Source organism: Dryocola clanedunensis subsp. sulfonylureivorans (assembly GCF_016756775.1).
Taxonomy (GTDB): Bacteria; Pseudomonadota; Gammaproteobacteria; order Enterobacterales; family Enterobacteriaceae; genus Dryocola; species Dryocola clanedunensis.
In genome coordinates, this window is sequence record NZ_JAERMU010000003.1 from 118,040 (window position 1) to 143,777 (window position 25,738).

24 protein-coding genes and 1 pseudogene are annotated in these 25,738 nt (G+C 51.3%); 9 read left to right on the plus strand and 16 right to left on the minus strand.

Annotated features, from left to right (window positions below; genetic code table 11):
- Window position 1: 1 nt before the first annotated feature.
- A complete protein-coding gene (gene dsbG, locus HYQ67_RS04050; protein ID WP_202301706.1) occupies window positions 2–769 on the minus strand; it encodes a thiol:disulfide interchange protein DsbG in 768 nt (255 codons plus the stop codon).
- Between the two features lie 17 nt (window positions 770–786).
- Window positions 787–1,761: an acrylyl-CoA reductase (NADPH) gene (gene acuI / locus HYQ67_RS04055; RefSeq protein ID WP_202301708.1), complete on the minus strand. Its 975-nt coding sequence runs from the start codon at window positions 1,759–1,761 to the stop codon at window positions 787–789.
- 162 nt (window positions 1,762–1,923) lie between these two features.
- On the opposite strand from acuI, the gene HYQ67_RS04060 reads away from it, so the two are divergent.
- From HYQ67_RS04060 to HYQ67_RS04070, 3 genes are all read left to right on the plus strand, one after another.
- Window positions 1,924–2,214: a VF530 family protein gene (locus HYQ67_RS04060; protein ID WP_202301710.1), complete on the plus strand. Its 291-nt coding sequence runs from the start codon at window positions 1,924–1,926 to the stop codon at window positions 2,212–2,214.
- 87 nt (window positions 2,215–2,301) lie between these two features.
- Complete coding sequence (locus HYQ67_RS04065; protein WP_202301712.1) at window positions 2,302–2,628, plus strand: hypothetical protein; 327 nt, start codon at window positions 2,302–2,304, stop codon at window positions 2,626–2,628.
- 183 nt (window positions 2,629–2,811) lie between these two features.
- A complete protein-coding gene (locus HYQ67_RS04070; RefSeq protein WP_202301714.1) occupies window positions 2,812–3,408 on the plus strand; it encodes a lipid-binding SYLF domain-containing protein in 597 nt (198 codons plus the stop codon).
- 18 nt (window positions 3,409–3,426) lie between these two features.
- Here HYQ67_RS04070 and HYQ67_RS04075 read toward each other — a convergent pair whose 3' ends face one another.
- From HYQ67_RS04075 to HYQ67_RS04120, 10 genes are all read right to left on the minus strand, one after another.
- Window positions 3,427–4,218 carry an IclR family transcriptional regulator gene (locus tag HYQ67_RS04075; RefSeq protein ID WP_202301716.1) on the minus strand — a complete coding sequence of 264 codons (792 nt, stop codon included), beginning with the start codon at window positions 4,216–4,218 and terminating at the stop codon, window positions 3,427–3,429.
- Between the two features lie 27 nt (window positions 4,219–4,245).
- The gene (locus HYQ67_RS04080) at window positions 4,246–5,445 is read right to left on the minus strand and encodes an aminotransferase class V-fold PLP-dependent enzyme (protein ID WP_202301717.1); all 1,200 of its coding nucleotides are present in this window, start codon (window positions 5,443–5,445) and stop codon (window positions 4,246–4,248) included.
- 16 nt (window positions 5,446–5,461) lie between these two features.
- Window positions 5,462–5,941, minus strand: coding sequence for a RidA family protein (locus HYQ67_RS04085; RefSeq protein WP_202301718.1), 480 nt, complete (start codon window positions 5,939–5,941; stop codon window positions 5,462–5,464).
- Window positions 5,942–5,959: 18 nt separating this feature from the next.
- Window positions 5,960–6,949: an ABC transporter ATP-binding protein gene (locus HYQ67_RS04090; protein WP_202301719.1), complete on the minus strand. Its 990-nt coding sequence runs from the start codon at window positions 6,947–6,949 to the stop codon at window positions 5,960–5,962.
- A complete protein-coding gene (locus HYQ67_RS04095; RefSeq protein WP_237391082.1) occupies window positions 6,946–7,959 on the minus strand; it encodes an ABC transporter ATP-binding protein in 1,014 nt (337 codons plus the stop codon). Before HYQ67_RS04095 ends, HYQ67_RS04090 begins: the two co-directional genes overlap by 4 nt.
- The gene (locus HYQ67_RS04100; RefSeq protein ID WP_202301720.1) at window positions 7,956–9,167 is read right to left on the minus strand and encodes an amidohydrolase/deacetylase family metallohydrolase; all 1,212 of its coding nucleotides are present in this window, start codon (window positions 9,165–9,167) and stop codon (window positions 7,956–7,958) included. Before HYQ67_RS04100 ends, HYQ67_RS04095 begins: the two co-directional genes overlap by 4 nt.
- A gap of 5 nt (window positions 9,168–9,172) precedes the next feature.
- A complete protein-coding gene (locus tag HYQ67_RS04105; protein WP_202301721.1) occupies window positions 9,173–10,042 on the minus strand; it encodes an ABC transporter permease in 870 nt (289 codons plus the stop codon).
- On the minus strand, window positions 10,042–10,983 hold the full coding sequence (locus HYQ67_RS04110) for an ABC transporter permease (RefSeq protein ID WP_202301722.1): 942 nt from the start codon (window positions 10,981–10,983) through the stop codon (window positions 10,042–10,044). The genes HYQ67_RS04105 and HYQ67_RS04110 overlap by 1 nt, the downstream gene beginning before the upstream one ends.
- Before the next feature lie 15 nt (window positions 10,984–10,998).
- Window positions 10,999–12,537 (minus strand): ABC transporter substrate-binding protein, encoded by a 1,539-nt coding sequence (locus HYQ67_RS04115; protein ID WP_202301723.1) that lies wholly within the window; start codon window positions 12,535–12,537, stop codon window positions 10,999–11,001.
- A gap of 413 nt (window positions 12,538–12,950) precedes the next feature.
- Window positions 12,951–13,403, minus strand: a complete 453-nt coding sequence (locus HYQ67_RS04120; RefSeq protein ID WP_202301943.1) for an acyltransferase — start codon at window positions 13,401–13,403, stop codon at window positions 12,951–12,953.
- 305 nt (window positions 13,404–13,708) lie between these two features.
- On the opposite strand from HYQ67_RS04120, the gene HYQ67_RS04125 reads away from it, so the two are divergent.
- A complete protein-coding gene (locus HYQ67_RS04125; protein ID WP_202301724.1) occupies window positions 13,709–14,959 on the plus strand; it encodes an MFS transporter in 1,251 nt (416 codons plus the stop codon).
- 222 nt (window positions 14,960–15,181) lie between these two features.
- Here HYQ67_RS04125 and HYQ67_RS04130 read toward each other — a convergent pair whose 3' ends face one another.
- Complete coding sequence (locus HYQ67_RS04130) at window positions 15,182–16,195, minus strand: zinc-dependent alcohol dehydrogenase family protein (protein ID WP_202301726.1); 1,014 nt, start codon at window positions 16,193–16,195, stop codon at window positions 15,182–15,184.
- Between the two features lie 170 nt (window positions 16,196–16,365).
- Here HYQ67_RS04130 and HYQ67_RS04135 point away from each other — a divergent pair, with 170 nt between their 5' ends.
- Complete coding sequence (locus HYQ67_RS04135) at window positions 16,366–17,271, plus strand: LysR family transcriptional regulator (protein ID WP_202301728.1); 906 nt, start codon at window positions 16,366–16,368, stop codon at window positions 17,269–17,271.
- A gap of 152 nt (window positions 17,272–17,423) precedes the next feature.
- On the opposite strand, the gene HYQ67_RS04140 is transcribed toward HYQ67_RS04135, so the two are convergent.
- A complete protein-coding gene (locus tag HYQ67_RS04140; RefSeq protein ID WP_202301729.1) occupies window positions 17,424–18,206 on the minus strand; it encodes a PadR family transcriptional regulator in 783 nt (260 codons plus the stop codon).
- 159 nt (window positions 18,207–18,365) lie between these two features.
- Here HYQ67_RS04140 and HYQ67_RS24345 point away from each other — a divergent pair.
- The 3 genes and pseudogenes from HYQ67_RS24345 to HYQ67_RS04150 all read left to right on the plus strand — a co-directional run.
- Window positions 18,366–18,509, plus strand: a pseudogene (locus tag HYQ67_RS24345) (DUF4225 domain-containing protein); the annotation flags it as partial.
- A 591-nt stretch (window positions 18,510–19,100) separates the two neighbouring features.
- Entirely contained in the window at window positions 19,101–19,328 is a 228-nt protein-coding gene (locus tag HYQ67_RS24180) for an ATP-binding cassette domain-containing protein (RefSeq protein ID WP_489146059.1), read from the plus strand.
- A 63-nt stretch (window positions 19,329–19,391) separates the two neighbouring features.
- Complete coding sequence (locus HYQ67_RS04150; RefSeq protein ID WP_202301730.1) at window positions 19,392–19,556, plus strand: YnfU family zinc-binding protein; 165 nt, start codon at window positions 19,392–19,394, stop codon at window positions 19,554–19,556.
- 63 nt (window positions 19,557–19,619) lie between these two features.
- On the opposite strand, the gene HYQ67_RS04155 is transcribed toward HYQ67_RS04150, so the two are convergent.
- A complete protein-coding gene (locus HYQ67_RS04155; RefSeq protein WP_202301731.1) occupies window positions 19,620–22,040 on the minus strand; it encodes a bifunctional diguanylate cyclase/phosphodiesterase in 2,421 nt (806 codons plus the stop codon).
- A 958-nt stretch (window positions 22,041–22,998) separates the two neighbouring features.
- Between HYQ67_RS04155 and HYQ67_RS04160 the strand changes: the two genes are divergently transcribed.
- Entirely contained in the window at window positions 22,999–23,724 is a 726-nt protein-coding gene (locus HYQ67_RS04160; RefSeq protein WP_202301732.1) for a GGDEF domain-containing protein, read from the plus strand.
- On the opposite strand, the gene HYQ67_RS04165 is transcribed toward HYQ67_RS04160, so the two are convergent.
- A complete protein-coding gene (locus HYQ67_RS04165; RefSeq protein WP_202301733.1) occupies window positions 23,706–25,394 on the minus strand; it encodes a GGDEF domain-containing protein in 1,689 nt (562 codons plus the stop codon). The genes HYQ67_RS04160 and HYQ67_RS04165 overlap by 19 nt on opposite strands.
- Between the last annotated feature and the right edge of the window lie 344 nt (window positions 25,395–25,738).

Here is a 25,738-nt window from a genome sequence, read left to right on the forward strand (position 1 = left end):
ATTACGGCTTGCCGCCCATAATCGTTTGCAGCGTTTCGGCGTCAGGCAGCCCCTGATGCTGCTGAAGACGGCCGTTATCATTCAGATAATAGATAGATGGCGTCGCGCTGCCTCCTAATTCATCCATCAGAGCCAGATTGCTTTTCAGCGCCTCATTGATTTCCGGCGTGATGGCATCCGGTTTTTTCAGCGCCAGCTTCCCCTGGCTGTTTTCATAATCCGCCAGCGTTTTGGCCGGATCTTTCGCCATCATGATCGCCGCTGCTTTCTGCGCGCTGTCCGGGCGCAGCATTCCAACCATCAGCACCCGCAGCTGCACCTTGCCGGACTTAAGCCACGGCTGGGCGTTTTGCCAGAACTGCGTACAGTACGGGCAGTAGGGATCGGCAAAGGCATAAACAATCCGCGGTGCGTCGGCTCTCCCGGCGGCTATCCAGTGATTTTTCTCAAGCTTCTGCCACATCTCTTTGGCCATCGGCGCGTAGACCCACTTCTCGACCTGAGCATCGCTAAGATTCTTGCCGCCCGCATCCACCATATTCCCCATGATGGCATGCTGCTTGTCCGGGGTCAGATATACGGTGGTCCCTTGCCCCTGGTACTCCATGGCATAGCCCTGAAGGTCGCCCGGCGCTTTAAACTCACCTTTCAGCACAAAACCCTGCTTTTGCAGCGCCTCTAACGGGGCGGGAAGTTTCGTCTCAGCGGCCAGCACGCTGCCGCTGGCAATAAGCGACAGCGAGAGGAGCCAGCTTGATGCAATTTTCATCTGTCATCCTTTATGGTTTAGCGAATTTTTACCAGCGTTCTGCCCTGAATGGCGTTATTCAGAAAATCAGCGGCAACTTTTGGAGCCTCTTCCAGCGCGATTTCGGTAGTGGCAGTTTGATAGAAGCTTTCAGGCAGGTCGTTTGCCAGACGCTCCCATGCTGCGGTGCGGCGCGCGAATGGCGCGTTGACGGAATCCACACCCTGCAAACGCACATTGCGCAGGATAAACGGCATCACGGTGGTAGGCAGATCGAAACCACCGGCAAGGCCACAGGCCGCGACACAGCCGGAATAGTTAGTTTGAGCAAGAACCTTAGCCAGCACGTTTCCACCTACGGTATCTATCGCGCCTGCCCAAATCTGCTTTTCCAGCGGGCGAGTTTCGGCAAACTCGCTGCGTGGCACAATGCGCGACGCGCCGAGTTTCAGCAGATAATCATGGGTACTTTCGCGACCAGTCACTGCGGCAACTTTGTAGCCAAGGGCGTGTAGCAGGGCGACCGCTGTACTCCCCACGCCGCCGCTGGCTCCGGTCACAACAACTTCGCCGCTTTCCGGCGTTATACCCGCGTCTTCAAGCGCCATGACGCAAAGCATAGCGGTCAGGCCAGCCGTGCCGATAATCATCGCGCTGCGGGAGCTCATCCCTGCCGGCAGAGGAACCAGCCAGTCGCTTTTGACCTGCGCCTGTTCGGCAAGGCCGCCCCAATGGTTCTCGCCAACGCCCCAGCCGGTCAAGACAACTTCCTGTCCTGCGGTGTAGCGGGCATCGTTGCTATGCTTCACGACGCCAGCAAAATCGATGCCGGGCACCATCGGGAAATTGCGAATGATTTTGCCATTGCCGGTGATGGCCAGCGCATCTTTATAGTTCAGGCTCGACCAGGCCACATCAACCAGTACTTCACCCGCGGCGGCGGCAGGGAGGTCGGCTTGTTTTATCGTCGCCTGGGTTTGACCTTCCACCTGCTCAAGGACTATCGCTTTCATTACTTTTCCTCTGCTTACGCCAGCATTTATCTTAAATTGAATCCGAAGGCTACCCTAAGCCTGTTTGTCAGCTGAATCAACAGTGCGGTGAATGGGTTGCGGAGTTAGTTGATTTCGCTCACTATGGCGCCCGTCATTTTTACTGAATTCAGGACCTGCGCAATGAACACGCACTCTTCAAAAGACCCCCTCCACGGCGTTACGCTGGAAGCCCTGCTGAATGCTTTGGTGGCGCAATATGGCTGGGAGGAGCTGGCAAAGCGAATCAATATCAACTGCTTCAAAAGCGACCCAAGCGTGAAATCGAGCCTCAAGTTTTTGCGTCGTACTCCCTGGGCCCGCAAAGAAGTGGAAGAGCTTTATCTCGATTCGTTAGAAGAGCAGGCCGCAAAGCAGCAGGAGGCATCAGCGGACAGCCCATGGGCAAACTGGCGCAGTAAGAAAACGGACTAACTGACGAAGAAGAAAGACTCATTTTTTCTCATCCCGTGCCGATAAAGACAGGGAAACGATCCGTACACCCGTACATAAGGAGAAAAAATGAATGTAGGCTCAGCCGGTAACGCCGCCGCCGTGGCGAAAATAGGGCAGCTCTCAGCGCCGTCTGGCGGCGGTGAAAATATTGCGGCACAAATTAAGATCGTCACTAACAAGATCGCTGAGCTGTCGCAATATATTCAGAAAAATGCCGCAGGTATGAGCAAGGAAGAGCAGCAGAGCGTGCAGGAGCAAATGGCCATGCTTCAGCAGCAGCTTGCCGATCTGATACAGAAGCAGGCGCGAGAGGCTCAGCGTGCCCAGCAGCTCGATAGCGTTGACCCGGTAAATACGCAAACAAAGTCCTCCGCAATTGACGTGCGGGTCTGATCTGAAAAGGGGCTGTGCCAACAGTCCCTTACCGCTCGCTGATTTAATTTTAAATGAAATAATCCCCTGGTCAGCACGATAAACGCAGCGGCAAAATTCTTTTGCCACTAGCATGCGCGTTCTTTTTTACATCATTCATAGCCCGGCTTTATTTTCGGGCTATTTTATTGACATGGGATGCACATGCGCTTAAAAAAATTACTTCTTATTGCCGCAGCCGTTCTGGCTATCTCTGGTTGTAGTGCCGAAGGTGACACAGCCAGCCAGCAACGTACCTCTATTCAGCATATGCGTAATGACACGCTCAGCAAGCTGTATCAGGTTCACCCGGAAGCCCAGGCCGAAATTAAAAAATCTCAGGGCTATGCCGTCTTCGCCAGCAACAGCAGCAAAATTTTTGTGTTTGGTTTTGGCAGCGGCTACGGGATCGTGAAAGACTTCCGTTCGGGTAAAAATACCTACATGAAGATGGCGCAGGGCGGTGCAGGCCTGGGTATCGGCGTTAAGCAGTTGCGTACCGTGCTGATCTTCAACGACAGCAAAGCGTTGAGCGACTTTATCACTAACGGCTACATTGTCGGCGCCGATGCAAACGCCGCGGCGAAATATGATGATAAAGGTCTGCCAGCGGTTGGGGCTTCCGCAAGCGCAGTGGCACCGAGCAGCGTTACCGCACCGAAACCTGTCACCGTTTACGAGCTAACCGAAAAAGGCCTTGCGGCCCAGGCCATGGTTAACGGCTACAAATACTGGCCGGACGACGAGCTGAACGGCAAGTAACACGACGGGCTGGCGGCATCACTTTGGCTGCCAGCCAAGACGCATTTCGATGGTTGTCGCACTTTGCTGTACCAGTGCCCGCAGGTCGGGCACCGTTTGATCGACTTTACTGGCCGGCACGACAATGGAAATCGTAGCCTGACAGGCCCCGCTGGTATCACAAATGGGGGAAGCGATGCAGGCGACCGAGAAATCAGATTCGCCAGCCTGGATGGATAATCGCTGCTCCAGCGCCGTTCTGGCACTCTGCGTCAGCAGCTGCGGGTCCGTTTCTGCCCGGCCGGTTGGTGAAGGTGGCGCAAAAGCTGTAAACAGCGCCAGCCGCTCAGCCTCACTGAGATGGCCCACCAGTAACCGTCCGGATGCCGACCAGTTTAACGGAATCCGGGTGCCAACCCGGGAAGCGACATGAAAATGGTCATGACCTTCCGCCATCGCCAGCACCACCATCTTATCTTCGTCCCGCCCGCAGATCTGAATAATCTCTCCGCACTGTTCGCTCAAATTTTCCATCTCCCGCGTCGCTACGGTCAGTAAATCCAGATGGCGGCTGTAGGAGAGGCCGTAATAATAGAGGCGCGGCCCGAACCAGACCTGGCCATTCTTTTGGCGCTCAAGCATCAGCTTACTGACCATATCTTCGACGACGGAGTAGATAGTCGACAGAGGGGCTTTGGCGGCCTTAGCCATTTCGTAGCAGGTTAACGGCTGCTGCTTCTCCTGCAGGAGATCCAGCACCTGTAACGCGCGATCGATGCCGCTGGTGCGTGGCCGTTTTTTAGGCGAAAGGTCTTCCATTTGTTCGCTCATTCATCTTCTCTCTCTGGCGGCTGTGACTCAGTCTGGCCAAAGCAGGGCCGCTTGTTGGCGCTGCATCAGGCGATCCTCAAACCGGGTAATCGCTGGCTTGTCCCCCGACAGGGCAGCGTTTAGTTCTTCAATTATGCGTTTCAGCACCGTAACCTCCTGTCCGTGGTGAAGATTACAGGGATCGAGATAAAAGTAGCCTTTTTCTGCCATATGGTCACGCACAATCACCGACGGCGTGCCGGCGCCAAGCGCCTGGCTTAAATCCCATGCTGTAGTTCTGGCGCGATCGGGGTAAACGGTAACTTTGCAGCGTTCAAGAGGGTTGTCGGTTGGGTCGGCTTCGAGCGAGACGTGGATTCCCGGCAGATCCTGAAGCCCCTCGGCCCATAAACGCAGGATGTTGGTTTCACGCTCGCGGACGGCATGATGATCCCGGGTTTGCCAGGCCTGCAAAGCGGCAATTGCGCCGCAAATGCTTTCCTTTCCGACTTTCATACCGCGAGCGATACCGCGGTTCTGCAGCCAGGCGTGGCGAATCAGCGATTTCCTCCCTGCCACAATGCCGGAAGTCGGACCGCCGAGGAATTTATGTCCCGAATAGATAACGATATCGGCTCCTTCACGCAGGAAGCGCTGCAAATCATATTCAGATGCGGCATCCACGATGACCGGCACGCCGCGCGCGTGGGCTATCTGGCAGAAAAGGCTTAACGGAATTTGCCCATGATCCACCACGTGGTGGGAAACCACATACACCGCAGCCACCGTACGCTCATTGATACTGTTTTCCAGATGATAGGGGGCACACTGCGTGGCTTGTCCGATGCTGACGCATTTCGCGCCGGTCAGGCGAATAGCCTGCTCAACCGGTGCTCCGTAGCTGACCAGATGGCCTGCCTGAACAAGAACTTCGTTCCGGGTAAGCGAATCATCAGGCAGTTTCTCAACCGCGAGAAGATTATCTTTAGTGAGACAGCCCGCAACGACCATAGAAATAGCAGATGCGCTCGATGCGGTAATAAAGCCAGCTTCGGCACCGGTAAGCTGCGCGATAACACCGCTGGCGTAGCGTTGCAGCTCCTCCATTTTCACAAACTCAGGCAGAATGCGCTGCATTGCCGCAATCGCTTCGGGGACGACGATCGACGCGCCCAGATAGGTCATAGTGCCTGCAACGTTGATAACCGGCGTGAGGTGAAAATCACGAGCAAGTTCGGTATCTCTCATTGATTGCTTCTCCGGGTTATTCGAACGCGACAATCGCTTCTATTTCGACGGTGATCTGATCGGGTAATGAGGAAAACCCGACGGCCGAGCGGGCATGCACACCCTGTTTACCAAAAACGTTGACCATCAAATCCGAACAGCCATTGATCACCTTAGGGTGATCTTTAAATTCATGATCCGCATTGACCATCCCCAGCAGTTTCACCACCTGCTTCACGCGGCCTAAATCGCCCAGCGCTTCGTGGATCACGGCGAGAAGATTTATTCCGGTTAACCTTGCGTGTTGATAGGCCTCTTCAGTGGTGACCTCTCGACCGACCTTGCCACGGTGTTTCGTATTATCGGGATGTACAGGCCCCTGTCCTGACAAGAACAATAAGTTGCCGGCAATAACGTGCGAGCTGAAATTGGCCACGGGCGCGGGAGAGGCCGGCAGCGTGATCCCCAAATCAGCAAGACGGTGATAGGGCGTTTCGTTCAAAGTGGTGTCAGACATCTTTTTTCCTTTACCTGATTAAGCCTGGTGAGTGAGTTCAGCAAGACGAATGCAGCTGACCCAGTGCCCGTCACTGACCTGTCGGGCTGCGGGAACATCCTTCGCACAGTCGCTGGTGGCGCTGGGACATCGGGTGCGGAAGACGCAGCCTGACGGTGGGGAGATTGGGCTGGGAATATCCCCTTTTAGTACGATGCGCCGTTTCTTTCTGGTCGGGTCGGGAGCAGGGGCTGCTGACAGAAGTGCCTGTGTGTAAGGATGACGGGGATTTGAATAAACCTCCCTGCATGGCCCGCTTTCCATAACCCGTCCCAGATACATAACGATGACTTCATCGCAAAGGTATTCCACTACGCTGAGATCGTGGGCGATAAACAGCAGCGTTAAGCCCAGCGACTTTTGCAGCTCACCGAGCAGATTGAGAACCTGGGCCTGCACGGAAACGTCTAATGCCGATACGGACTCATCCGCAACAATAAAGCTGGGCTCAACGGCGATGGCTCTGGCAATGCCGATTCGCTGACGCTGACCGCCGGAAAACTCGTGAGGGTAGCGATCTGCATGTTCCGGCTGTAAGCCAACCTGATGCAGCAGTTCTGCAATACGTTTTTTTCTGACTTCGCCTTTTGGGAAGCCGCAGGTATTCAGAGCCTCACCGATGATTTGCGAGACGCGCATGCGAGGATTCAGACTGGAAAAAGGATCCTGGAAAATGATCTGCATTTTTTGTCGATAGCGCTTCATCTCTTTCGCAGACAGGCTAAGCACGTCGGTGCCGTCAAAAAAGACCTTGCCCTTACTCGGTTCAAGCAGACGCAAGATGGCGCGCCCTGCGGTCGTCTTACCCGAGCCGGATTCGCCAACCAGCCCGACGGTGTGACCACGCTTAATATCAAAGGTCAGGTCTTCCACGGCGTGCACCGTACGTCCGTCCTGGGTTTTAAAGTACTGGCACAGCCCGGCAATTTGTAGCAGCGGCGCAGGCTGGGCGGCGGTAATTTCGCTCATAATCTTTCACTCCAGATGCAGCGTGACCAGGTGTTATTGCCGATGGCGCGTAGCTCGGGGCGGGTAGTGAGGCACTGGTTATTGACGAAGCTACAGCGCGGCGAGAAGGCACATCCTGCCGGTAGCGCGCTCAGGGCCGGTACTGAGCCGGGAATGGCGTATAACTGCCCACGTTCCGTCTCCGTGCTGGTGTGATTATTAGGCGTGCAGGCCAGTAATCCTTTGGTATAAGGATGGCTGGGATGGGCAAATAGCGTGGCGACAGGCGCATGTTCCACAACCCGCCCGGCGTACATCACCACCACATCCTGGGCTATCTCCGCCACGACGCCGAGATTATGCGTAATGAAGATGATGCTCATCCCCATCTCACTTTGCAGACGCTTTAGCAGATCGAGAATTTGTGCCTGGATGGTGACATCCAGCGCGGTCGTCGGTTCATCGGCAATCAGCAGCGCGGGATTGCAGGAGAGGGCAAGAGCAATCATCACGCGTTGACGCATGCCGCCTGACATGCTGTGCGGGTAGTCATCAACCCGTGTGGCGGGCTCGGGGATTTCCACCTTTTCCAGCATCTCAATAGCTTTCAGACGCGCCTGGGCTTTAGACATAGGCTCGTGGAGCAGAATCATCTCCATAATCTGCTCGCCGACGGTAAACAGCGGATTAAGGCTGGTCATCGGCTCCTGAAAAATCATCGCAATCTCTTTGCCGCGGATTTTCTGATATTGAGAGGGCGTAAACTGGTCAATGCGCTGAATATCGTTCCGGCTGGTGCGATAGAGGATCTCTCCGCCCGAAATATGACCATTCTTTCCCAGCAGGCCCATAATTGACAGGCTGGTCACCGATTTTCCCGAGCCAGACTCACCTACCACGGCCAGCGTCTGCCCACGTTTCAGATCGAAGGTCACGCCATCAACAGGGGTGACGCTCTGCCGTTTGCTGGTGAACCGCGTCTGTAAATTTCTGACCGACAAAATGACATCTTCTGCAAGCTTTGGCTTCATGGATGCGCTCCACAGGTGCAGCGCTGCGTCGCTTGCGCTGGTTGATAACGAGAGGCCTCCTGAAAATGCGCGCCGAGAACGGTGAAGCGTGGATCAAAGACCTGCTTCAGCGCGCTTGGAATGCCTTTTGAATCTTTGACGATCAGATCGGAGTCGTTAAGTTCGAAAGCGGTGAAGTTAGCGCGAATGCCCGACTGAAGTTTTTCAGCATGAGGACGGTTTATCACTCTGCGCGGCGTGGTGCTGGAGGCCGCAATAACGTCTTCCAGCGGCATGCCTAATGAAAGAAGTTTGGACATCGTGGTGGACATATCCCAGACGGAACCCGGCATGGAACGCTTGTGGATATCCGTAGAAATGGTGTCCGGCAGCAGCTTATTGCTTAAGGCAGCCCTGGCCACATCAAATGAAAACGAGGCGCCGCCGTGGCCGACATCCAGCACGATCCCGCGCCGCTGCGACTCTTCAACAAGCTGATAAAGCTCTTCATCCTCAAGAATGGAGCCGCCGATCTTGCCGTTAAAACAGTGGGTAATAATGTCGCCTTCGCCCAGCGTTCTCAGCACGTCATCATAGAGCGGCAGCGGTTCACCCACGTGCACCATGATCGGCAGTTTGAAAATGCGGCCCAGCTTTTTGGCCAGCTTCACCGGCGCAATGTCCCAGCCGGCGGTAATCGTGCCGCTGGCACGCACTTTCAGCCCGACGATGAGATCGCGGTTCGCTTCTACCGTGGCGGCAATCCGGTCGATATCGACAGAGGCCAGCCCCGTCAGTTCACTGACCCGGTTACAGGCGACCAGACCAATCGACCCAAGGTTCAGGAAGGCGAAAATATCTTCCCTGGCGTGGTCGATAATCAACTCGCGCAGACCATGAAAATTCGCTTCGCCAGCGGAACCAGCATCCACCAGAGTAGTGACTCCGCGCGACAGGCCGCAAATCTCTGGTTTGATCGAAATGTCCGTGCCGCCGTACCAGATATGGGTGTGTAAATCCGTCCAGCCAGGCGACAGCCAGCATCGATTCCCTTCAATGACTTTTACCCCGGCAGTGGGACGGATCTCGGCGGCAACCTCTAAAACCAGCCCGTCGCTGCCAATCAAAATATCCACACAGCCGTTTGCCGTTGGCGGCAGATCGGCGTTAAAACCGATAGGCTTCACCGTTTTAATCAACAAGGTTTCGGTGGTTTGGCTTGTTTGCATATTCATCAGGCACCTTTAGCTAGTCTGGGATCGAGTAAGTCGCGCAGGCCATCGCCCAGCAACTGTAAGGAAAGAACGGTAATCACAATGGCGATGCCGGGAAACAGCATGATCCAGCTTGCCTGGTCCATATACTGCCGCCCCTGGCTAATCATGGTTCCCCAGGTTGGAATATCTGGTGATATCCCGACGCCAAGAAACGACAGGCCGGCCTCGGCGAGAATGGCGTTGGCAAAGATAAATGTGCATTGCACCAGCAGCGGCGAAGTCAGGTTGCGCAGAATATGGCGATACAAAATGACCGGGGTAGGCACCGCCAGCGCTTTGGCGGCCTCAACATAGGGCAATTCACGGATGACAAGCGTTGAAGCGCGAATCACCCTCGCCATGCGCGGCGTGTAGACGATCCCCAGCGCAATCACAACGTTAGTGGCAGACGGACCAAGCGCGGCCACCAAAGCAATGGCCAGCAGAATGTCAGGGAAGGCCATCATCGCGTCAATCAGCCTTGATAGCGGGGCATCCAGCGCGCGAAAATACCCAGCCAGCAGGCCCAGCAACACCCCCGTTACCGACGTAAAGAGCACTACGGCGATACCCACGCTTAGCGAAGTCTGACCGGCAAACAGCATGCGGGATAAGATGTCGCGGCCCAGCTCGTCCGTACCGAGAAAATGCACGGTGCCCGGGGCGTGTAGCCGCTGCATAATTGACAGCTGGCTCGGGGAGAAAGGCGCCAGCCACGGCGCGAGAGCCGCGCTGATAATCACCACGGCAAGCACAGCTGCCGCCATTGCCGTGGTGGGTCGCGACATGAGCTGCCAGAAAAAGGAATCCTGGCGAGAGCGAACAGGAACAGTGAGTGAGATAGACATCAGAAGCGTACCCTCGGATCGACCAGCAGATAGAGCATATCCACCGCAAAGTTCATCAACACATACAGCCCGGAAATCACTAACAGCGTGCCCTGAATAACCGGGTAATCCCGGCGGAGCACCGCTGATACCGTGAGGCTACCCACGCCGGGAATCCCAAAGACCGTCTCGGTGACAATGGCTCCGGAAATCAGCAGGGCCGCGGTCAGGCCGATGACGGTCACCACCGGGATCAGCGCGTTTTTGAAAGCATGCTTGACCACCACGCGATATTCCGTCATTCCTTTTGCCCGCGCGGTACGGACATAGTCGTCATTGAGCACATCCAGCATGCTGGCACGGGTAAAACGCATGATCAGCGCGGAACAGACTGCGCCCAGCGAGAGGGCTGGCAGCACAAGATGACTCATGCGCTCACCAAAAGTTGCCGACGGACCGCCGTAGCCTGAGGTATCAAACCAGCCGAGCCTGACGGCGAAAAACTGGATAAACAGCAGGCCGAGCCAGAAAGAAGGAATACTGGCTGACAACATGGCAACCGCAGTCGCAACCTGATCAAACAGCGATCCGCGGTAGTAAGCCGACAAAATGCCGACCGGCAGGGCAATCAGCGTCGCTACCAGTAACGCCATCAGCGTCAGGAAAAAGGTTGGCTCGGCACGCTGCCACAGCGCTTCCGTCACCGGAATGTTCAGGAAAATGGAGCGCCCTAAATCTCCCCGCAGCACGCTGCCGATATAGTGAAAGAATTGCTGCCAGAGCGGTGCGTTCAGCCCCATCTGTTCGCGCAGGGCGGCAATGTCACCTGCCGATGCATCCGGCCCGAGCATCACCGCCGCGGGATCGCCTGGCGTCAGACGAACAATCAGGAAAACCAGTGTGATAACAATCGCCATCACCACAACCATGCCAAACAGACGATTTAACGTTGAACGTAACATTCTCCACTCCGGCGGTTATTTGGTGAGATAAGCATTCCAGAAATAAGGCCACGGCGAGGGTTCAACCCCCTGCAGTTTCGGCGACTGGGCGGCGAGTGCGTTGAAGTTGCCAATCTTGTACAGCGGCACATCCTCATAAATGGCTTTCTGCACGTTGGCCCACAGCGCGATACGCTTCTGTGGATCGGTTTCGCTGTTAAATGCCTGCACGGCAGCATGCTTCTTATCGGACACCCACCAGCCGGGCAGCGTGTCAGACATCACGCCAATCAGCGTAGGTTCCGGCAGGAAAGGGCTGTGGCTGACATACATGTCCCACAGCTTTGGATCGGTGCGGTTTTTGGTCAGGGAGGCACGCTCCTGAACATCGAGGGTAACTTTAAAACCAGCGGCCTCAAGGTAAGCCTCGGCAACCTGGGCAATCTTGTAATGGAACTCATACTGGCGGCTAGTCAGGATGCGGATGGGCTGCCCCTGATAGTTGGCCTGCTTCAGGAGCTGCTGGGCTTTAGCAGTATCGCCCATCGGTTTATAAGCGCTGGTTCCCGCTTCCGTGTACCAGATACTGCCTTTCGGATACATCGCCCCATCAACGGTGAAAAACTCAGGGGATCCAAAAGCGGCGGTCATCATATCCTGCGGCGCTAATGCAGCCTGAATGGCTTTTCGAATCAGTGGGTTGGATGCAATGCCCTGCCTGGTGTTCATGACCAGAGTCGGCCAGCCAAACGATTTGATCATCACCGGCTTGTCTTTGCCGCTTTTGATTTTTTCATAGGATTCCACCGGTAAAGAATCCACGTAGTCGAATTGCCCGGAAGCGGCTCCTTCAACGCGGGTATTCGGATCGGGAACCGGAACAAAACGGATCTCATCCAGGTATTGCTTCCGCGCGCCACCGTAGCCGTTAGCGTCACCCTCAGGGCTTTTATATCCTGCAAAGCGTGTCAGCTGGATAAAACGGTCCGGCTGGTGAGACTTCAGCTGGTACGGGCCAGTGCCGACGAACTCGGTCAGCGGTGTCTGCTTCGTCTGGGCCTCAGGCATGATGATGGCGGCAGAATTATTCAGCGAAAGCAGGGACAGCAGAGGGACGTAAGGCTGGTTGAGAACGATCTTAATGCTGTGTTCATCTGGGGAAGAGATTTCAACAATTTTCTCTGCCGTCTGGCGACCGCGGCTGGCCACTTTTTCCCAGCGCTGCAGCGATGCCAGCACATCTTTAGCGGTCATCGGCTGCCCGTTCTGAAAAGTAACGTCCTGACGCAACGGGATCACGTAAGTTTTCCCGTCGGCGGAAAGCGTGGGCATGGCGCTGGCAAGCAGCGGAACGAGCTGCCATTTGCTATCGAAGGTATAAAGCGTTTCAAAAATATGCTGCGTGATTGTCCCCACCATATCGGCAGTGGAAACCATAGGATCGAGGGTAGGCGGTTCGCCAATCATAGCGACATTGATCACGCCGCCTCTCTCTGGTTCAGCTTGCGCAACCGACATGCTGGTAAAGCTCAGCGCCAGAGTTGCGGCAAGGGAAAAGCGTAGGATACGGGACATGTGCAGTTACCTTTGTTTCATAATAGTGGAATATATGTTTCATTTATGTAACTCAAAGGTAAAAGTACAGCGTATGAACGAAGCGTCAAATATTTTCAGAAATCAGTTAAATTTTCGCAGGTGGATTCACATTTCTGGCAATTGAGGAGGGTGTTAGCGGGGAAAAATGGTCGCAGGTAAGCGTACAGCGATATTTCAGGTAAATAACCCGCACCTGTTTCGCGTAATTGTCTTCACCGTGGAGATCAAAATAGTAATGAGCGGGCCAGCACTGGGGTCCGCCTGAAAAAAAGAAAATATCCTGCGCCAAGCCAGTTTCTTAAGCGGGGATGACGGTCAGCTTTGAGCGAGGAACGGACGTGAATGGCCTGAGGGAACCCTAATTTAGGTCACGAATTTGAAAAAGGTAATGATTAAAGTTTTCTCAAAAGTTTGGCTGGGTTGCCAGCATACACTCCTTTTATCAGCACAGGCTTTGTAACCACGCTGCCTGCACCAATCACAGAACCACTGCATATTTCCGTTGTTAAAATTGTTGCTCCACTGCCCACCGATACAGCGTTACCTAATACAATAGTTATCCAATTTTCTGCAGAGGCATCTGGTTTTCCGCTTTTGAAAAGATCGTTAGCAAAGGTTACGCCGTGACCAATAAAGCAGTCCTCGCCTAAAGTAACGTTCTCACAGATAAAACTATGGGATTGCACTTTAGTTCTGTCGCCTATGACGCATCCCTTCTGTATCTCAACAAATGGTCCGACAAAAACATCATTACCTAGCCAGCATTCATAAAGATTCACAGGCATAACTATTTTAACATTTTTGCCTTGTTCTACATCACGAATACCACTTTCAAATACCTTCATATCAGCTCTACCCTTAACAAGATAATACGGATCAGAATAACCTAAAAACTTGAGTAGTTTTGGCTTTACAAAGTGGGTAAAGTAACTTATTCCCATCGAATTGTTCGCTGTGATGATTATCATGTCCGCTCCTGGCACGGAGCGGACTGGAGGCTCGATCATGAAGTCCGCTGTGAGCGAAGAGCTGCCCCTATGTCTTTCTATATTGAAAATACATATTATTGTGCAATATTCAGTTTATGCTCAAATATTGTTGAAATGCAGGTATTCTAAAAACATCCTCTATCCTGGAAGCCATTACCCCAATGAATTCGTGTAACAAAAGAGTTCGAGCCTATCACTTCAAAGCCTTTCGTCATCTATTTGTTGCACGCCTGTTTACCGTGCTGGGTAATGGTATTGCACCGATCGCACTTGCGTTCGCAGTCCTCGATATTGGCGGAGCCGTCACTGATTTAGGTATCGTCGTCGCATCACGTTCCATTTTTAACGTTGCATTCTTGTTAATTGGTGGAGTACTGGCGGACCGCTATTCACGTAGCCTCGTTTTAGTCTCTTCTTCAGTAATAGCCGCCGTTTCACAAGCTATCGTTGCATGGTCGGTGCTGGATGGTTCAGCCACTGTGATGAGTCTGGCATTACTCGGTGCGTTGAACGGAGCGGCTGCCGGTATCGCATTACCTGCGTCCTCTGCGCTGGTTCCTCAGACTGTTCCAGGACAGAATTTGCGGGAAGCCAACGCATTAATCCAGCTCGGTATTTATAGCGGTACCGTAATCGGCGCTTCGCTAGGTGGAATGTTGACTAGTACAGTCGGTCCGGGTTGGGGACTCGCAATTGATGCGCTGGGTTTCGCGGTCTCTGCACCACTTTATTTCTTCATTCGCGTTACATCAATTGACACATGTCCACCCCAGGATAATATCTTGCAAGATTTAAAAGAGGGGTGGAAAGAATTCGCCAGTCGAGCTTGGGTCTGGTCGATTGTTGTCCAGTTTACTATTATTAATGCTGCTTTTAGTGGTGTTGTTATGGTACTCGGGCCAGTGATTGCTGATAGCTCTTTTGGACGAACTAATTGGGGGATTATCGTTGCTGCGCAAAGTGTTGGCCTGATTGCAGGTTCGTTCCTTGCCCTGCGATGGCGTCCACGGCGAGATCTCTTTATAGGCGTCATGTTGATATCACTTTGCGCAGTGCCGATTTTTATGCTCAGCCAGCTTGCTTCAGCATTGTGGCTTACAGTCGCTTTTTTTATTGCCGGTGTCGCTTTTGGCCTGTTCGGCGTGTCCTGGACTCATTCGCTACAAACGCATATTCCGCAGGAGAAATTGGCTCGCGTATACGCCTATGATGCAGTGGGTTCGTTTGTGGCTATTCCTTTCGGTGAGCTGGTCGCCGGACCGCTTGCAATACATTTTGGGAGCAGCAATGTGCTCTTAGTTTCAGCGATGGCGGTAGTCATCGCCACTATAGCTGCCAGTATGGTTCCTGCAATTAGGCTGCTGGATAACTCATCACAGATTAAGTCCCAAAAGGTTACCAATTCCTTATGATGTTCTCAAAAATATGCGGCGATGTTAGGAACCTCCGCTCCTGGCACGGAGCGGACTGGAAGCACGATCATGAAGTCCGCTGTGAGCGAAAAACGGACATTTCAGGTTAATTTTGGAGAGTAACTCTCCAGGATTGCATAAATTATTTGTTTAGATGTTAATGAATTAATCTGGCAGTCAGAGATAATCTGCCAGATTTTCGATATGGTCACATCTTTATGATTAGCTGCCAATCTTGATGACGATTTTACCGAATGCGCCACGGGAAAGGTGTTTAAACGCTTCTACTGCATCGTTGAAGCTGTAAACCTGCTCAATGACTGGTTTGATATTATGCTTACTGAGGAAAGGATTCATACGATCAAAGGATGAGCGAGGTGCAACAGCAATACCGCGAATAGTCATTTGACGGAAAATCAGCGGCATCAGATCGAGCTGTGATGTCTGGCCGGTCAAAAATCCTACCTGCGCAATAGTCCCGGCAACTTTTGTTGCAGTAACCGACTGGTTAATACCGTTACCCCCGGCAACTTCAACGGTAATATCAGCTCCCTTACCTCCAGTTAATTCAAGAACTTTGTTTTCCCAGTCAGGATATTTTTTATAGTTGATCCCTTCGTCGGCACCCAGTGCCTTAATACGCTCCAGATTGGTGTCACTACTGGATGTCGCAATGACACGTGCACCATGTGCATGAGCAATTTGCGCAGCAAAGACAGATACGCCACCTGTTCCCTGCACCAGAACTGTTTGTCCCGGTTGTAGATTGCCGATATCCATCAGGGAATACCAGGCCGTTAGTGCGGCGATAGGTAGTGTAGATGCTTCTTCATCAGTCATATTTTCAGGAGCTTTAACCGCGCTGTCTTCATGAATAATCATATATTCAGCCAGACCACCTGGAAGCGGCATACCCATACACCAGGAGGGTTCGTCGGCAGCAGGTTCACCATCTAACCAACGCGAATAAAGGTGTGAGTTAATGCGTTCGCCTGTGTTAAAGCGTGTTACACCTTCACCCACGGCGATAATCGTGCCTGCTGCGTCAGAGACAGGAATAAGTGGCTTTGGAACAAGATTAGGTTCGTAAAAACCTTCAACTATCGCTTTGTCCCTGAAGTTTAGAGAAACCGCGCCCACCTTCACTAATAATTCACCAGGCCCTGGTGCAGGAGTCTCAACCTCTCCCAACTGCAAATTTTCAAGGCCAAAATCTTTCAGTAACCATGCTTTCATTTCTCTTGCGTCCACTTTGTCTGGAAAAGATACGGCAATGATAAGCAGCTGAGGTTGTAGGAAAAAGGCATAGAAAAGGACTTCAGTGTTATTGCAGGAGAAACAATCCGATTAGGGTATAATTCACAACGTTAGTCATTTAAGGTTGATTTAATCCTGGAGGAAAAACTATGCGCTCTAACCTGCTTGAGTTAATGAGTATTTTTGTTCAAGTCGTCGAGCAGCGTAGTTTCACTAAGGCCGCAGATGTCCTGCAACTGCATCGTCCTGCAGTCAGTAAATTTATACAGCAACTTGAAGATGACTTAGGCGTCAAATTGCTACACCGCACGACGCGTAGCCTAAGTATCACTGTCGAAGGGGAAGAAGTTTATCAACGAGCTAAAGCGCTACTGAATGATGTCAGCGATATGATAGCAGCGTTTTCCCCAAGCCAGGCGCCTCACGGGCGTCTTCGTATAAGTGTCCCACTTGCACTTTCGCATACAATCCTGATTCCCTCATTGAGTGAGTTTCAGGCTCTCTATCCTCAAATCGAAATCGTACTTACCGCTTCAGATCGGCTGACAGATTTGATTTCAGAAGGCATTGATTGTGTTATTCGCCTGGGAGAACTTAATGATTCAAACTTTATCTCTCGCCGTATTGGTGAAGTGCAGATGGCAACCTGCGCAACGCCGTCCTATCTGGAAAAATACGGTATACCGCTGACGCCAGATGATCTCGCACATCACAAAGCCGTTAACTTCTTCAGTGGAAATAGTCGTGAAGTGATGGATTGGAAGTTTGTAATGGACGGGAAAGTCGTCTCACGCCGCCCTGGAAGCAACATGCTGGTAAATAATTCAGACGTGCTTCTATCTTGCGGGTTGGCGGGTATGGGCATACTCCATGCATTAAGGACGGCACTGGAGCCGCATATTCACTCAGGCAGGCTAACGGAATTACTGACTGATTATGTAACGGTTACTAAGCCTGTTTCTATTTTGTACCCTGATCGACGCTATCTTTCACCCACCGTGCGGGCATTCATAGACTGGTTTTCCGAAGTTTTTGCTAGTAAATATCAGTTTTAAGGCGCGTATCAAAAACAGTTGGATTTTTTTGTTCGACTGTCCGTTTCTGGCTGTGAGTTCAACCCACCGCCTCAGAAGATGATGAAGCCGGGAGGCTGATACAGAGGGGTACAAAAGCACCGCAGGTGTGGCCACACCCACGGTGGTTAAGCTCATTTAACGGAACGTAGCTGGTTGACGGCCTGGTTGACGATCTCCGCAACCTGCGCCTGAGTCTCTTCACTGCTGCCGTGATAGTTATGCAGCTGGCTGCGCAGCTCATGAATAGCAGTGGTCAGCGCGAGCGTGAATGGCTGGCGGTGTTCAAACATGGCCTGGCTCACGGAGTCACTCTGACGCGCAAACATTTCAAGCTTCGCCAGTAGCGCATCGGCAGTCGCCTTGTTTTCAGCCAGGTAGGCTTCGCCTTGCTCATTAATGGCGTAGCGCTTGCGGTTACCTTCCTGTTGAACATTCACATAACCGACATCTTCCATATAGGTCAGCGCAGGGTAGATAACGCCTGGGCTTGGCGTATAAAAACCACCGCTTTTCTCGGAGAGGATTTTGATCAGCTCATAGCCGTAGCTGGCCTGATCCTTAAGCAGGCTGAGCAGCAAAAGCTGAAGCTCATCGGCACTAAATTTACGGCCGCGCAGGAAGGAAGGGCGATCGCGATGGCCCGCATCGTCACCACCGCGAAAATGACCGCGATGACCACCGCCCGGCCCACCGCGACGGTCGGCATGATGATGGTGGTGATGATGCTCACCGCGTGGGTCAAAGTGACGGCTCATGCGTTCATCGCGCATGGCACGACGCCACTGCGCAAACATCATCTCCAGCCCTTCTTCGCGGCTGTCGGCTTCGTGGCAGCATTCGCTGCGGCGGTCATCGCAATGGCCATGATGACGGTGGTGGCTGCCGCGAGGATTTTTAAACATAGAATGAAACATAATGACTCCTGATAAGGTGACTGTATCTTACGACTGTATCGTACGATTGTTGTAGGTATATATCTTACGATAGTAAAGATCAAGCAGGAGCAGGAAATAATGCAGGTCTGGCGTCGAGGAGAGAGACTTGTGCGTGAAGAGTGCAGGGCAGAGTAAGAGGCATGGAGGCTTTTCCGTTACCTGCCAGGTGACTTTTACAGGAAAGTAAATACTATAAGTAAACCAAAACTAACCATGAAGATAGCCGGATATGGGGTTAAGGCCAAAGTGATATTTGACCTTATCAGCACAGATAATAACTAATTTTTATTCATCCGACAAAACCGCCAGCATTTAAATGAAATGATTGGCGGTTGAGAAAATCCAATTATAAACACAGCAACAAGTAACGATATACCACCACCAAAAATATATCCGACGTCATCAATCTTTGAATAAATAATAAATAAAAAACACGTAATGCAACAACAAAAAACCCACAGAAAAATTTCAAACCTTTTGGCTAAATCTCTGATAACTTCCTCAAATGTACCGCCAAAGTTATCGATATTATTCTGAAGTTTCTGTAATTCCTTCACCGTAAAACCCGATGCCAGAAGACGATTTTTACTGAAATCCATTGTCATTTCATCAACTTCCTTAACTTCCTTATCTAATCAATTTTACACTTGTTCTTCAATTTTTGTAGCTCTGCACGGTTTAATCCTGATTTGAATAGCGCCGATTCACTTATTTTCACAGTGTTTCCACCTTTTATCCATAAAATTATAGATTCCTCATTACGAGTATACGTAACAAACTGACAAAACTGAATCATCACCATCGCTAAAGGAAATTAATTGTTTTATAGTTAAATATCAATAAATTAAATTCTTATCATGGTTTTTTACATCTTTGGCCGTCAAACCCCGTCATAAGGGTGGAAACGTTCAGGTTATCAAAGATCTTTCCCTGACTCTGAATCAGGGTGAAATAGTTGCCATTACAGGGAAGTCCAGCTGTGGAAAATCGACGCTGGTTAAACTTATCCTGGGTATTCATACCCCCGATCACGGCGTGATACGAACTTTCAGTATTCCCCACACTCATACATCCAGTACAAAAAATCACCTTTCCGTATAATATTTACCGTTAAGCAAACGGAGCCATGTTACGATGAACCTCGCTCATGGAAAGGTTAGCATCATGTCTCTCTTAGATTACGCAATGAAGCGCTTTGGCAGTTCGGGCAACACCTCTGCGACCTGTCCCGTCTGTGGCAGTAAATCATCACATCCCGCCAGTAAAATCCGTCAGGGGCAGACGCTGCTCTGTCCAAAATGCAAATCGATGTTTGTGGTGCCACGTTAAGACAAAGAGAGGGCTACGCTGCACATTGGCAGGAAAAGGGATGGCAAAAGCGGCACGAGGCCGCTAGATCAGGGTCAGTTTGAAAACGCCGAGCTTGACGGTCCAGTTTTTGAAGGGCTGTGGCCGGCCATAATGATAACCCTGTGCAAGCAGGCAGCCCATGTTACGAAGCTTTTCACCCGTCTCCTCATCTTCGATTCCCTCTGCGACCAGCGGCACCTTAAAGCTGTTTGCCAGGCTTAGTACCGAGGCGATAACGGACTCACTGCGCCGATCTTCCAGAATATCGCTGACGAACTGCCTGTCAATTTTGAGCTGGTCAAAGGGCAGGGAGTGGAGGTAGGAGAGACTGGAGTAGCCCGATCCGAAATCATCAAGTGACACTGTCACTCCTGCCTCGCGAAGCGTGTTGAGCTGGGGCAGGACGGAGTTTGCGTCATCAAGCAATACCCCTTCGGTTAGCTCTATACAGATGTTGGCACCTTGCAGATGATAGCGTTGCAGGCAGCCAAGCAGCTCCTGCGCAAAATCATCCTGCTGCAGCTGCAGCGGGGAGATATTAATGTGCAGTTTGAAATTAGCCGGTGCGCCGCGGGCAATAAAATCCGCCAGCTCGCCGCATGCCGTTTCAATAATCCAGTATCCGAGCGGGATGATAAGTCCCGTCTGCTCTGCGAGGGCGATAAACCGATCCGGCGGCACAAAGCCGAGCGTCGGGCTGTTCCAGCGCACCAGACATTCCCCCTCCAGACATTCGCCTTCGGCGGCGAGACTGACAATGGGCTGCATGACCAGATGAAATTCGTTTCTCTCCAGTGCGTGACTAAGCTCTTCATGCAGCTCGACGTTGCGCAGGCCAAGCTCATGCATCTCTGGTGCGAACCGTGTAACGACGCCGTTGCCTTCTTTACGGGCATGGTGAAGCGCGATCCCCGCGTTCAGCACCAAAGCTTTCAGGCGCTCCGACGTCAGGGGTTCTTCAACGATCCCGGCGTTACCCGCAATAAGCAGTTCGTGGCGACCCTCAGAGGTAGCCTGATGGCTCAAAAAAAGCGTTTCCAGCTGCTGCTGGATAAGGGCGGCCTGGTCGGAATCGGCAATTTCAGGGAAGATCATCAGGATTTTGTCCGTGCGTTCCCGGCACAGAATCGTATCCGCCGGCAGCAGGGTTTTCAGCAAAGACTGGAGGTGGGCCAGCAGCGATTCACCATACTCTTTACCCAGCAGGTTGGTCAGCGAAGAGTGGTTGCTCAGGTGCAGCAACGCGATCATGTTTCGGCCACGATACAGTTCTGGGTGATTACACAGGCCGGCAAACGTCAGCAGCCCAGTTTCCTTATCGCGCTCAATCTGATCCTGCCGTGCTTCCAGCATATCCATTATCAGCCTGGACTTATTGTCCAGGGCGTTGGCGAGACTGGCTACTTCCGGGAAAAGCGTTCCGCGGGCGGCGGTTGTCCACAGTGGGGTGCCGAGCAGATGTACGCGGTCAATCAGTGACACCAGCGGACGAGAGAAGCGAATCATCAGGAAAGTGATGACCAGCAGGGACAGCGTAATAATAATACTCAGGCCCATAAAATTATGCTGATGGTATCGGCTGATGCTGGACTGCCACTGGTTGTCCGGCGTCAGCATAACCAACGTCCATTTCAGCAAGCCGTCTTCATCGGTGATGGGTCTGTTTAACATCAGATTGTGGCCGATTGCGGGGTACAGAATACCGCCATCCTGAGCCGACGTGGGCATATGCTGGCTGGCATTAGTCATTTCATCCGCCGAGACGGGAGCAGAGGCGGCAATCAGGCGGCCTTTTTCATTCAGCAACATCAAACGATGGGAGTGGGTCGAATCCAGAGAATGTAGCCACTGTGACATATCTGCCGGAAGGATCCCGGCGGAGATAACACCCACGAAATTACCCTGCGGGTCTCTAATGGGCTGTCGCCACGTGATCGCCATACCCTTTTCAGCAGAGGCATGGTGGCCGTGTTCTGTCCAGAAGGGCTGGCTGGTTTCCCGGGCATGGACAAACCACAGTCTTTTCAAAACGTCCTGGCTCGTCGGAACGGTGGAAGTCATGGGGTAAAACTTCCCGTCCTGAGGGTCGCGCTGAAGGGCAGTATAACTCCCGTTTGCGGAGGCAAAGCTGATACTGCTGAGCGGCTGACCTTGCGTTAAATCCAGAGACACAAGTTGTTGAAGCTGCTGCTCGATAACCTCTGAAGACGCTGAGTTTTGATCTTTAGCGAGTAATGACATTAACTTGCCAGCCGCGTGTGGCTGGTTGAGGTAAGCGCGCATGCGCTGAGCGAGAAGCTCGCTGTCATTTTTCAGCAGCTTTTCGTTCATGTCGGCAAAAATATTCTTTACCGCCCGATCGAGGTAGCTATTCAGTGACATGACGACAACTACTGAGGAGATAATCATCAGTATGACCAGCGCTTTGGTCAATGAAACTGGATATTTTTTTAGTTTTTTCATGGCTTCCAGCGATCGCTCAACACTTTAGCAGAGTGGCAGCAATCAGGTTAAAGGTAATCGCTTATTTTGCCAAAGCCACAAAGTGGTGCAAGTAACATATGATGCCTTATAAAAACAATTAGTTTAATATTAAATTAGCGCCCGCCAGAGTTGTTAAATAACATGGGGCTGGTGTTTAAATATGGGTTGATTTGTGCGTAGACGCATTTGTTAATAATTTCCGGTGTGACATCACAGCCGCAAGTTGAGAGTATTGCCCGCATAAATTCTTACAGTAAACAAAGGCACGGCTGACAGTGCAAAATATCAATACATGATGAAATTTGAATCAGTTGAAAAAAGGAATAGCGCATCGACAGGGTGGAAGCTCTGCCTGCTGCTGATGCCAATTATAGGCCTTATATTTATTGCGGCCCCCACGCTGAGCTTTAAATATGCAAACTTCCCGCCTTTATATTCAACGTATTTGTTCCTTTTTAACCTGGTCTTTGATCTGATCATCATCGTATTTTGCTTCTTCCGCTATCTGACCCGGAGAAATTCCCTGTGTCTGCTGTTTTTACTGGCCGGATTTCTTTTCTCGACGATGACTGACGTTGTCATTCTTTTTTACCATCCTGTTTTCAACGGTAACAATGATTTCATCTATGAAAACAAAGAGATGATCGTCATTTTGTATCTGTTCAGAATCGCAGTGCTATGCTACTTCATGCTGATTGCTGCGGCATTGAAAATTAAGCATTACCGGGTATTCAAATTTAAACACCTGCTGGCCTTTATACCCGGCCTGGTCATCTGCGCCGTATTCTTATTTCATGGGCAGAGTACAGATATAGCCCATGCGCTCCATTTGCATCCGCGGGTGATTTATTACAACGTTGCAAATGTTTGTTGCTTGTTATTTATATTATCAATCTGTTATTACATTGGTTTTAATGATAGCTTCTGGTCGGGATTGATGCTGTTTAGCCTGCTGATGCTGACCTCACTGCAGTACGGTAGCCACGGCATCCATTTTGAAGATCGCTACTGGAATACGATGCTGTCGGTGCAGACCATTGGCTATTTCTTCGCCATTCTGTTCTTCCTGAAGAATGTCTATGATCGCCTGAAGGTGTCCATTAATTACAGTGAGATAATTTATGAAAAATCCATCACCGACCCTTTAACCGGGATCTACAACCGAGGGTTCTTCATTGAAAAACTACGGGAGTCTATCAGCGAGTATAAGAACAGAACGCTGGCTTTATTTATCATCGATATCGATTACTTCAAATCTATCAACGATCACTTTGGCCACGGAACGGGTGATAACGTGATTAAGCTTATTGCCAGCGAACTGACCGCTCACATCGGCGACAGAGGCGTCGCTGCACGAATCGGTGGGGAAGAGTTTGCCGTCATGCTACCGGAAATCAGCGAAGAAGAAGCAAGACAGCTGGCGGCCTGTATTCTTGAAAAAGTGCGCAACCGGCCTCCGGTATCAAACCATGACTTCTCTCAGCAATTGACCGTCAGCCTGGGGATGTATTTCTCGCACCATCATCATGAAGAACTGAGCCTGATCTCCAGAGCGGATGAAGCGCTTTATTACGCCAAGCGGAATGGCCGTGACAGATACGCTAGCTGGAAAGAGATGCAGAATGACGGGCAGCAGGGCGCAACTCACTGCGTCGTCTGGTAGCAGATACGATCTCTGCCGCTGTTTTTTGCCTTGTAAAGTTCCAGGTCGGCTTCCGACAGTAGCTCCGGTAATGACTTATGAAAGCCCGAGGCAATCCCCAGGCTTGCGGTGAGACGCAGCGTCTCATGACCCCCGATGGCAATGTCCAGATGGCGTATTTGCTCAATGATGCGGAAAGCATATTTCAGTGCGGCATCGCTGTCGCCATGCTGGAAGACAACGGCAAACTCTTCTCCACCGATCCTGGCGACCACATCTCCGCCGCGGCAGACATTTTTCAGCATGGCAGAAAAGGCAACCAGCACGGCATCACCGGCCGGATGGCCCCAGGTATCGTTGATCTTTTTGAAGTGATCGATATCAATCAGTACAACCCAGAGGGGCTGCGTTTCATTTGCCTGAACGGCAAGGTCGCCCGCCAGCTTTTCGAACGCCCGACGGTTAAGCAATGACGTCAAAGGGTCTTCTTCTGAATGTTTTTTAAATGTCTCACTCATCTGCTGCTGTTCACTCAGCTTATGCCCCAGGGCACCAAGGGATGACCAAAGCTGCTGCACTTCTCCGGCGCTGTTGTTTGCCAGTAGCTCGATGGTTTTGCGATCGCCTGAAATTAAACCGTGGGTGATCTCATTTAATTTGATGATAGGCTTCAGTACGCGCGTGCGGATGTAATAAACGGCACCGATCACCAGAATATAAAGCGCCAGCAGAATGCAGAACACCGCCACGAGGTGAACCATCGCCTTGTTCTCATTTGCGGTATAGTTAGCTTTCAAATCGGTAAGATAGACGTTCAGCAGGTGATTGAAGAGTTTCAGACTGTCATGGTATCTCACCGCGAAGGTGTCTGCGCCGATGCTGTAATTAGCCCCGTTCTCACTTTGCTCCTGCAGCTGCTGAATCAGCGTCATGCCATTTCTTTCGAATTGCCGGCGTGTTTGCGACAGCAGGGTTTTAAATTCTGAGCGCTGGTCAATTTCCTTGCCATGCGTTTCAAGGATCCACCACTGCATGTTGATGCGTTCAAAACCTCTGCTTAGCTTATTCATCTGTTCCTTTGAGAGAGGTTTTTTGCTGTGCAGAGGAACCAGCACGGCGGCACCCAGCAACCCCGTGGCGTCACGCAGCTCCCCCAGCGCCTGGGCTCGCAGCACCGGTCCAAGTTCCGCCGGTTCCAGACGGATAAACTCAGAGGTCTTACGGAATAAAGCCTGGTGATAGAAATTCGTTGCCTCAACCATTTCATCAATCGCATATTGCGCATCTAAAGGGTTGTTGGCCTCCAGGTTTTTATAGCGGTCTACCGTTTTGCGCGAGTTGATGAGCTGTATTTTCGTGGCGTTAAGCAGGGAGGACGTCAGGAACTTATGCGGTATCCTGCCGAGATCGGTGTCGGTAACCTGTCGACTTTTCAGTAAATTAGCCCAGGCCTCTTGCTTATTGTTCGCATGACTCAGGATAAGCTCATTCGCAAAAGCCCGTTCACTGGCCAGGTCATTGGAAACCAGTAAAACTTTATTGAAGTCGTCAAACTGCACGAGATTATTTCGGGCCTTATTCCAGGCATCGATAGAATCAGAAGCCAGCCACCATGAAAAAAGAGAGGTGAGGGCGAGCGTACCGGCAGTTGAGATATAGAGGTAGCGGGTAATATTAGATTTTAAATTCATGGTAAATTTATTTATAAATTTAATCCGGGCAAGCGGGAACGGTCATTTAACTATTTATTATTAACGAATTACGCTGACATTAGCATGTCTGTGCTAATGTATGCCCTGGATTGAAGTGTGTGTTTTGCATCAAAAATGCTCGTGTTATGGCTATAAATAGCATTTCAGAAAGAAAATTTGGTTACGAAAGATGCTATCGTAGCCGATTTTACAGAATAATATATTTAGCAACGTGAGTTTAATTTTAAATTTAAACATCGGCGACGATGGCAATAATTTATAATAAAGCAAGCTAACTGCTTAGCAGAGCAACAATAACTAAAGGAATCATTTTTTCAGGTGTT

What these genes read in the sequence shown, in the direction of transcription:
- dsbG (WP_202301706.1), bottom strand. Translation starts at nt 769, where the DNA reads ATGAAAATTGCATCAAGCTGGCTCCTCTCGCTGTCGCTTATTGCCAGC.
- acuI (WP_202301708.1), bottom strand. Translation starts at nt 1,761, where the DNA reads ATGAAAGCGATAGTCCTTGAGCAGGTGGAAGGTCAAACCCAGGCGACG.
- HYQ67_RS04060 (WP_202301710.1), top strand. Translation starts at nt 1,924, where the DNA reads ATGAACACGCACTCTTCAAAAGACCCCCTCCACGGCGTTACGCTGGAA.
- HYQ67_RS04065 (WP_202301712.1), top strand. Translation starts at nt 2,302, where the DNA reads ATGAATGTAGGCTCAGCCGGTAACGCCGCCGCCGTGGCGAAAATAGGG.
- HYQ67_RS04070 (WP_202301714.1), top strand. Translation starts at nt 2,812, where the DNA reads ATGCGCTTAAAAAAATTACTTCTTATTGCCGCAGCCGTTCTGGCTATC.
- HYQ67_RS04075 (WP_202301716.1), bottom strand. Translation starts at nt 4,218, where the DNA reads ATGAGCGAACAAATGGAAGACCTTTCGCCTAAAAAACGGCCACGCACC.
- HYQ67_RS04080 (WP_202301717.1), bottom strand. Translation starts at nt 5,445, where the DNA reads ATGAGAGATACCGAACTTGCTCGTGATTTTCACCTCACGCCGGTTATC.
- HYQ67_RS04085 (WP_202301718.1), bottom strand. Translation starts at nt 5,941, where the DNA reads ATGTCTGACACCACTTTGAACGAAACGCCCTATCACCGTCTTGCTGAT.
- HYQ67_RS04090 (WP_202301719.1), bottom strand. Translation starts at nt 6,949, where the DNA reads ATGAGCGAAATTACCGCCGCCCAGCCTGCGCCGCTGCTACAAATTGCC.
- HYQ67_RS04095 (WP_237391082.1), bottom strand. Translation starts at nt 7,959, where the DNA reads ATGAAGCCAAAGCTTGCAGAAGATGTCATTTTGTCGGTCAGAAATTTA.
- HYQ67_RS04100 (WP_202301720.1), bottom strand. Translation starts at nt 9,167, where the DNA reads ATGCAAACAAGCCAAACCACCGAAACCTTGTTGATTAAAACGGTGAAG.
- HYQ67_RS04105 (WP_202301721.1), bottom strand. Translation starts at nt 10,042, where the DNA reads ATGTCTATCTCACTCACTGTTCCTGTTCGCTCTCGCCAGGATTCCTTT.
- HYQ67_RS04110 (WP_202301722.1), bottom strand. Translation starts at nt 10,983, where the DNA reads ATGTTACGTTCAACGTTAAATCGTCTGTTTGGCATGGTTGTGGTGATG.
- HYQ67_RS04115 (WP_202301723.1), bottom strand. Translation starts at nt 12,537, where the DNA reads ATGTCCCGTATCCTACGCTTTTCCCTTGCCGCAACTCTGGCGCTGAGC.
- HYQ67_RS04120 (WP_202301943.1), bottom strand. Translation starts at nt 13,403, where the DNA reads ATGAAGGTATTTGAAAGTGGTATTCGTGATGTAGAACAAGGCAAAAAT.
- HYQ67_RS04125 (WP_202301724.1), top strand. Translation starts at nt 13,709, where the DNA reads ATGAATTCGTGTAACAAAAGAGTTCGAGCCTATCACTTCAAAGCCTTT.
- HYQ67_RS04130 (WP_202301726.1), bottom strand. Translation starts at nt 16,195, where the DNA reads ATGAAAGCATGGTTACTGAAAGATTTTGGCCTTGAAAATTTGCAGTTG.
- HYQ67_RS04135 (WP_202301728.1), top strand. Translation starts at nt 16,366, where the DNA reads ATGCGCTCTAACCTGCTTGAGTTAATGAGTATTTTTGTTCAAGTCGTC.
- HYQ67_RS04140 (WP_202301729.1), bottom strand. Translation starts at nt 18,206, where the DNA reads ATGTTTCATTCTATGTTTAAAAATCCTCGCGGCAGCCACCACCGTCAT.
- HYQ67_RS04150 (WP_202301730.1), top strand. Translation starts at nt 19,392, where the DNA reads ATGTCTCTCTTAGATTACGCAATGAAGCGCTTTGGCAGTTCGGGCAAC.
- HYQ67_RS04155 (WP_202301731.1), bottom strand. Translation starts at nt 22,040, where the DNA reads ATGAAAAAACTAAAAAAATATCCAGTTTCATTGACCAAAGCGCTGGTC.
- HYQ67_RS04160 (WP_202301732.1), top strand. Translation starts at nt 22,999, where the DNA reads ATGCTGTTTAGCCTGCTGATGCTGACCTCACTGCAGTACGGTAGCCAC.
- HYQ67_RS04165 (WP_202301733.1), bottom strand. Translation starts at nt 25,394, where the DNA reads ATGAATTTAAAATCTAATATTACCCGCTACCTCTATATCTCAACTGCC.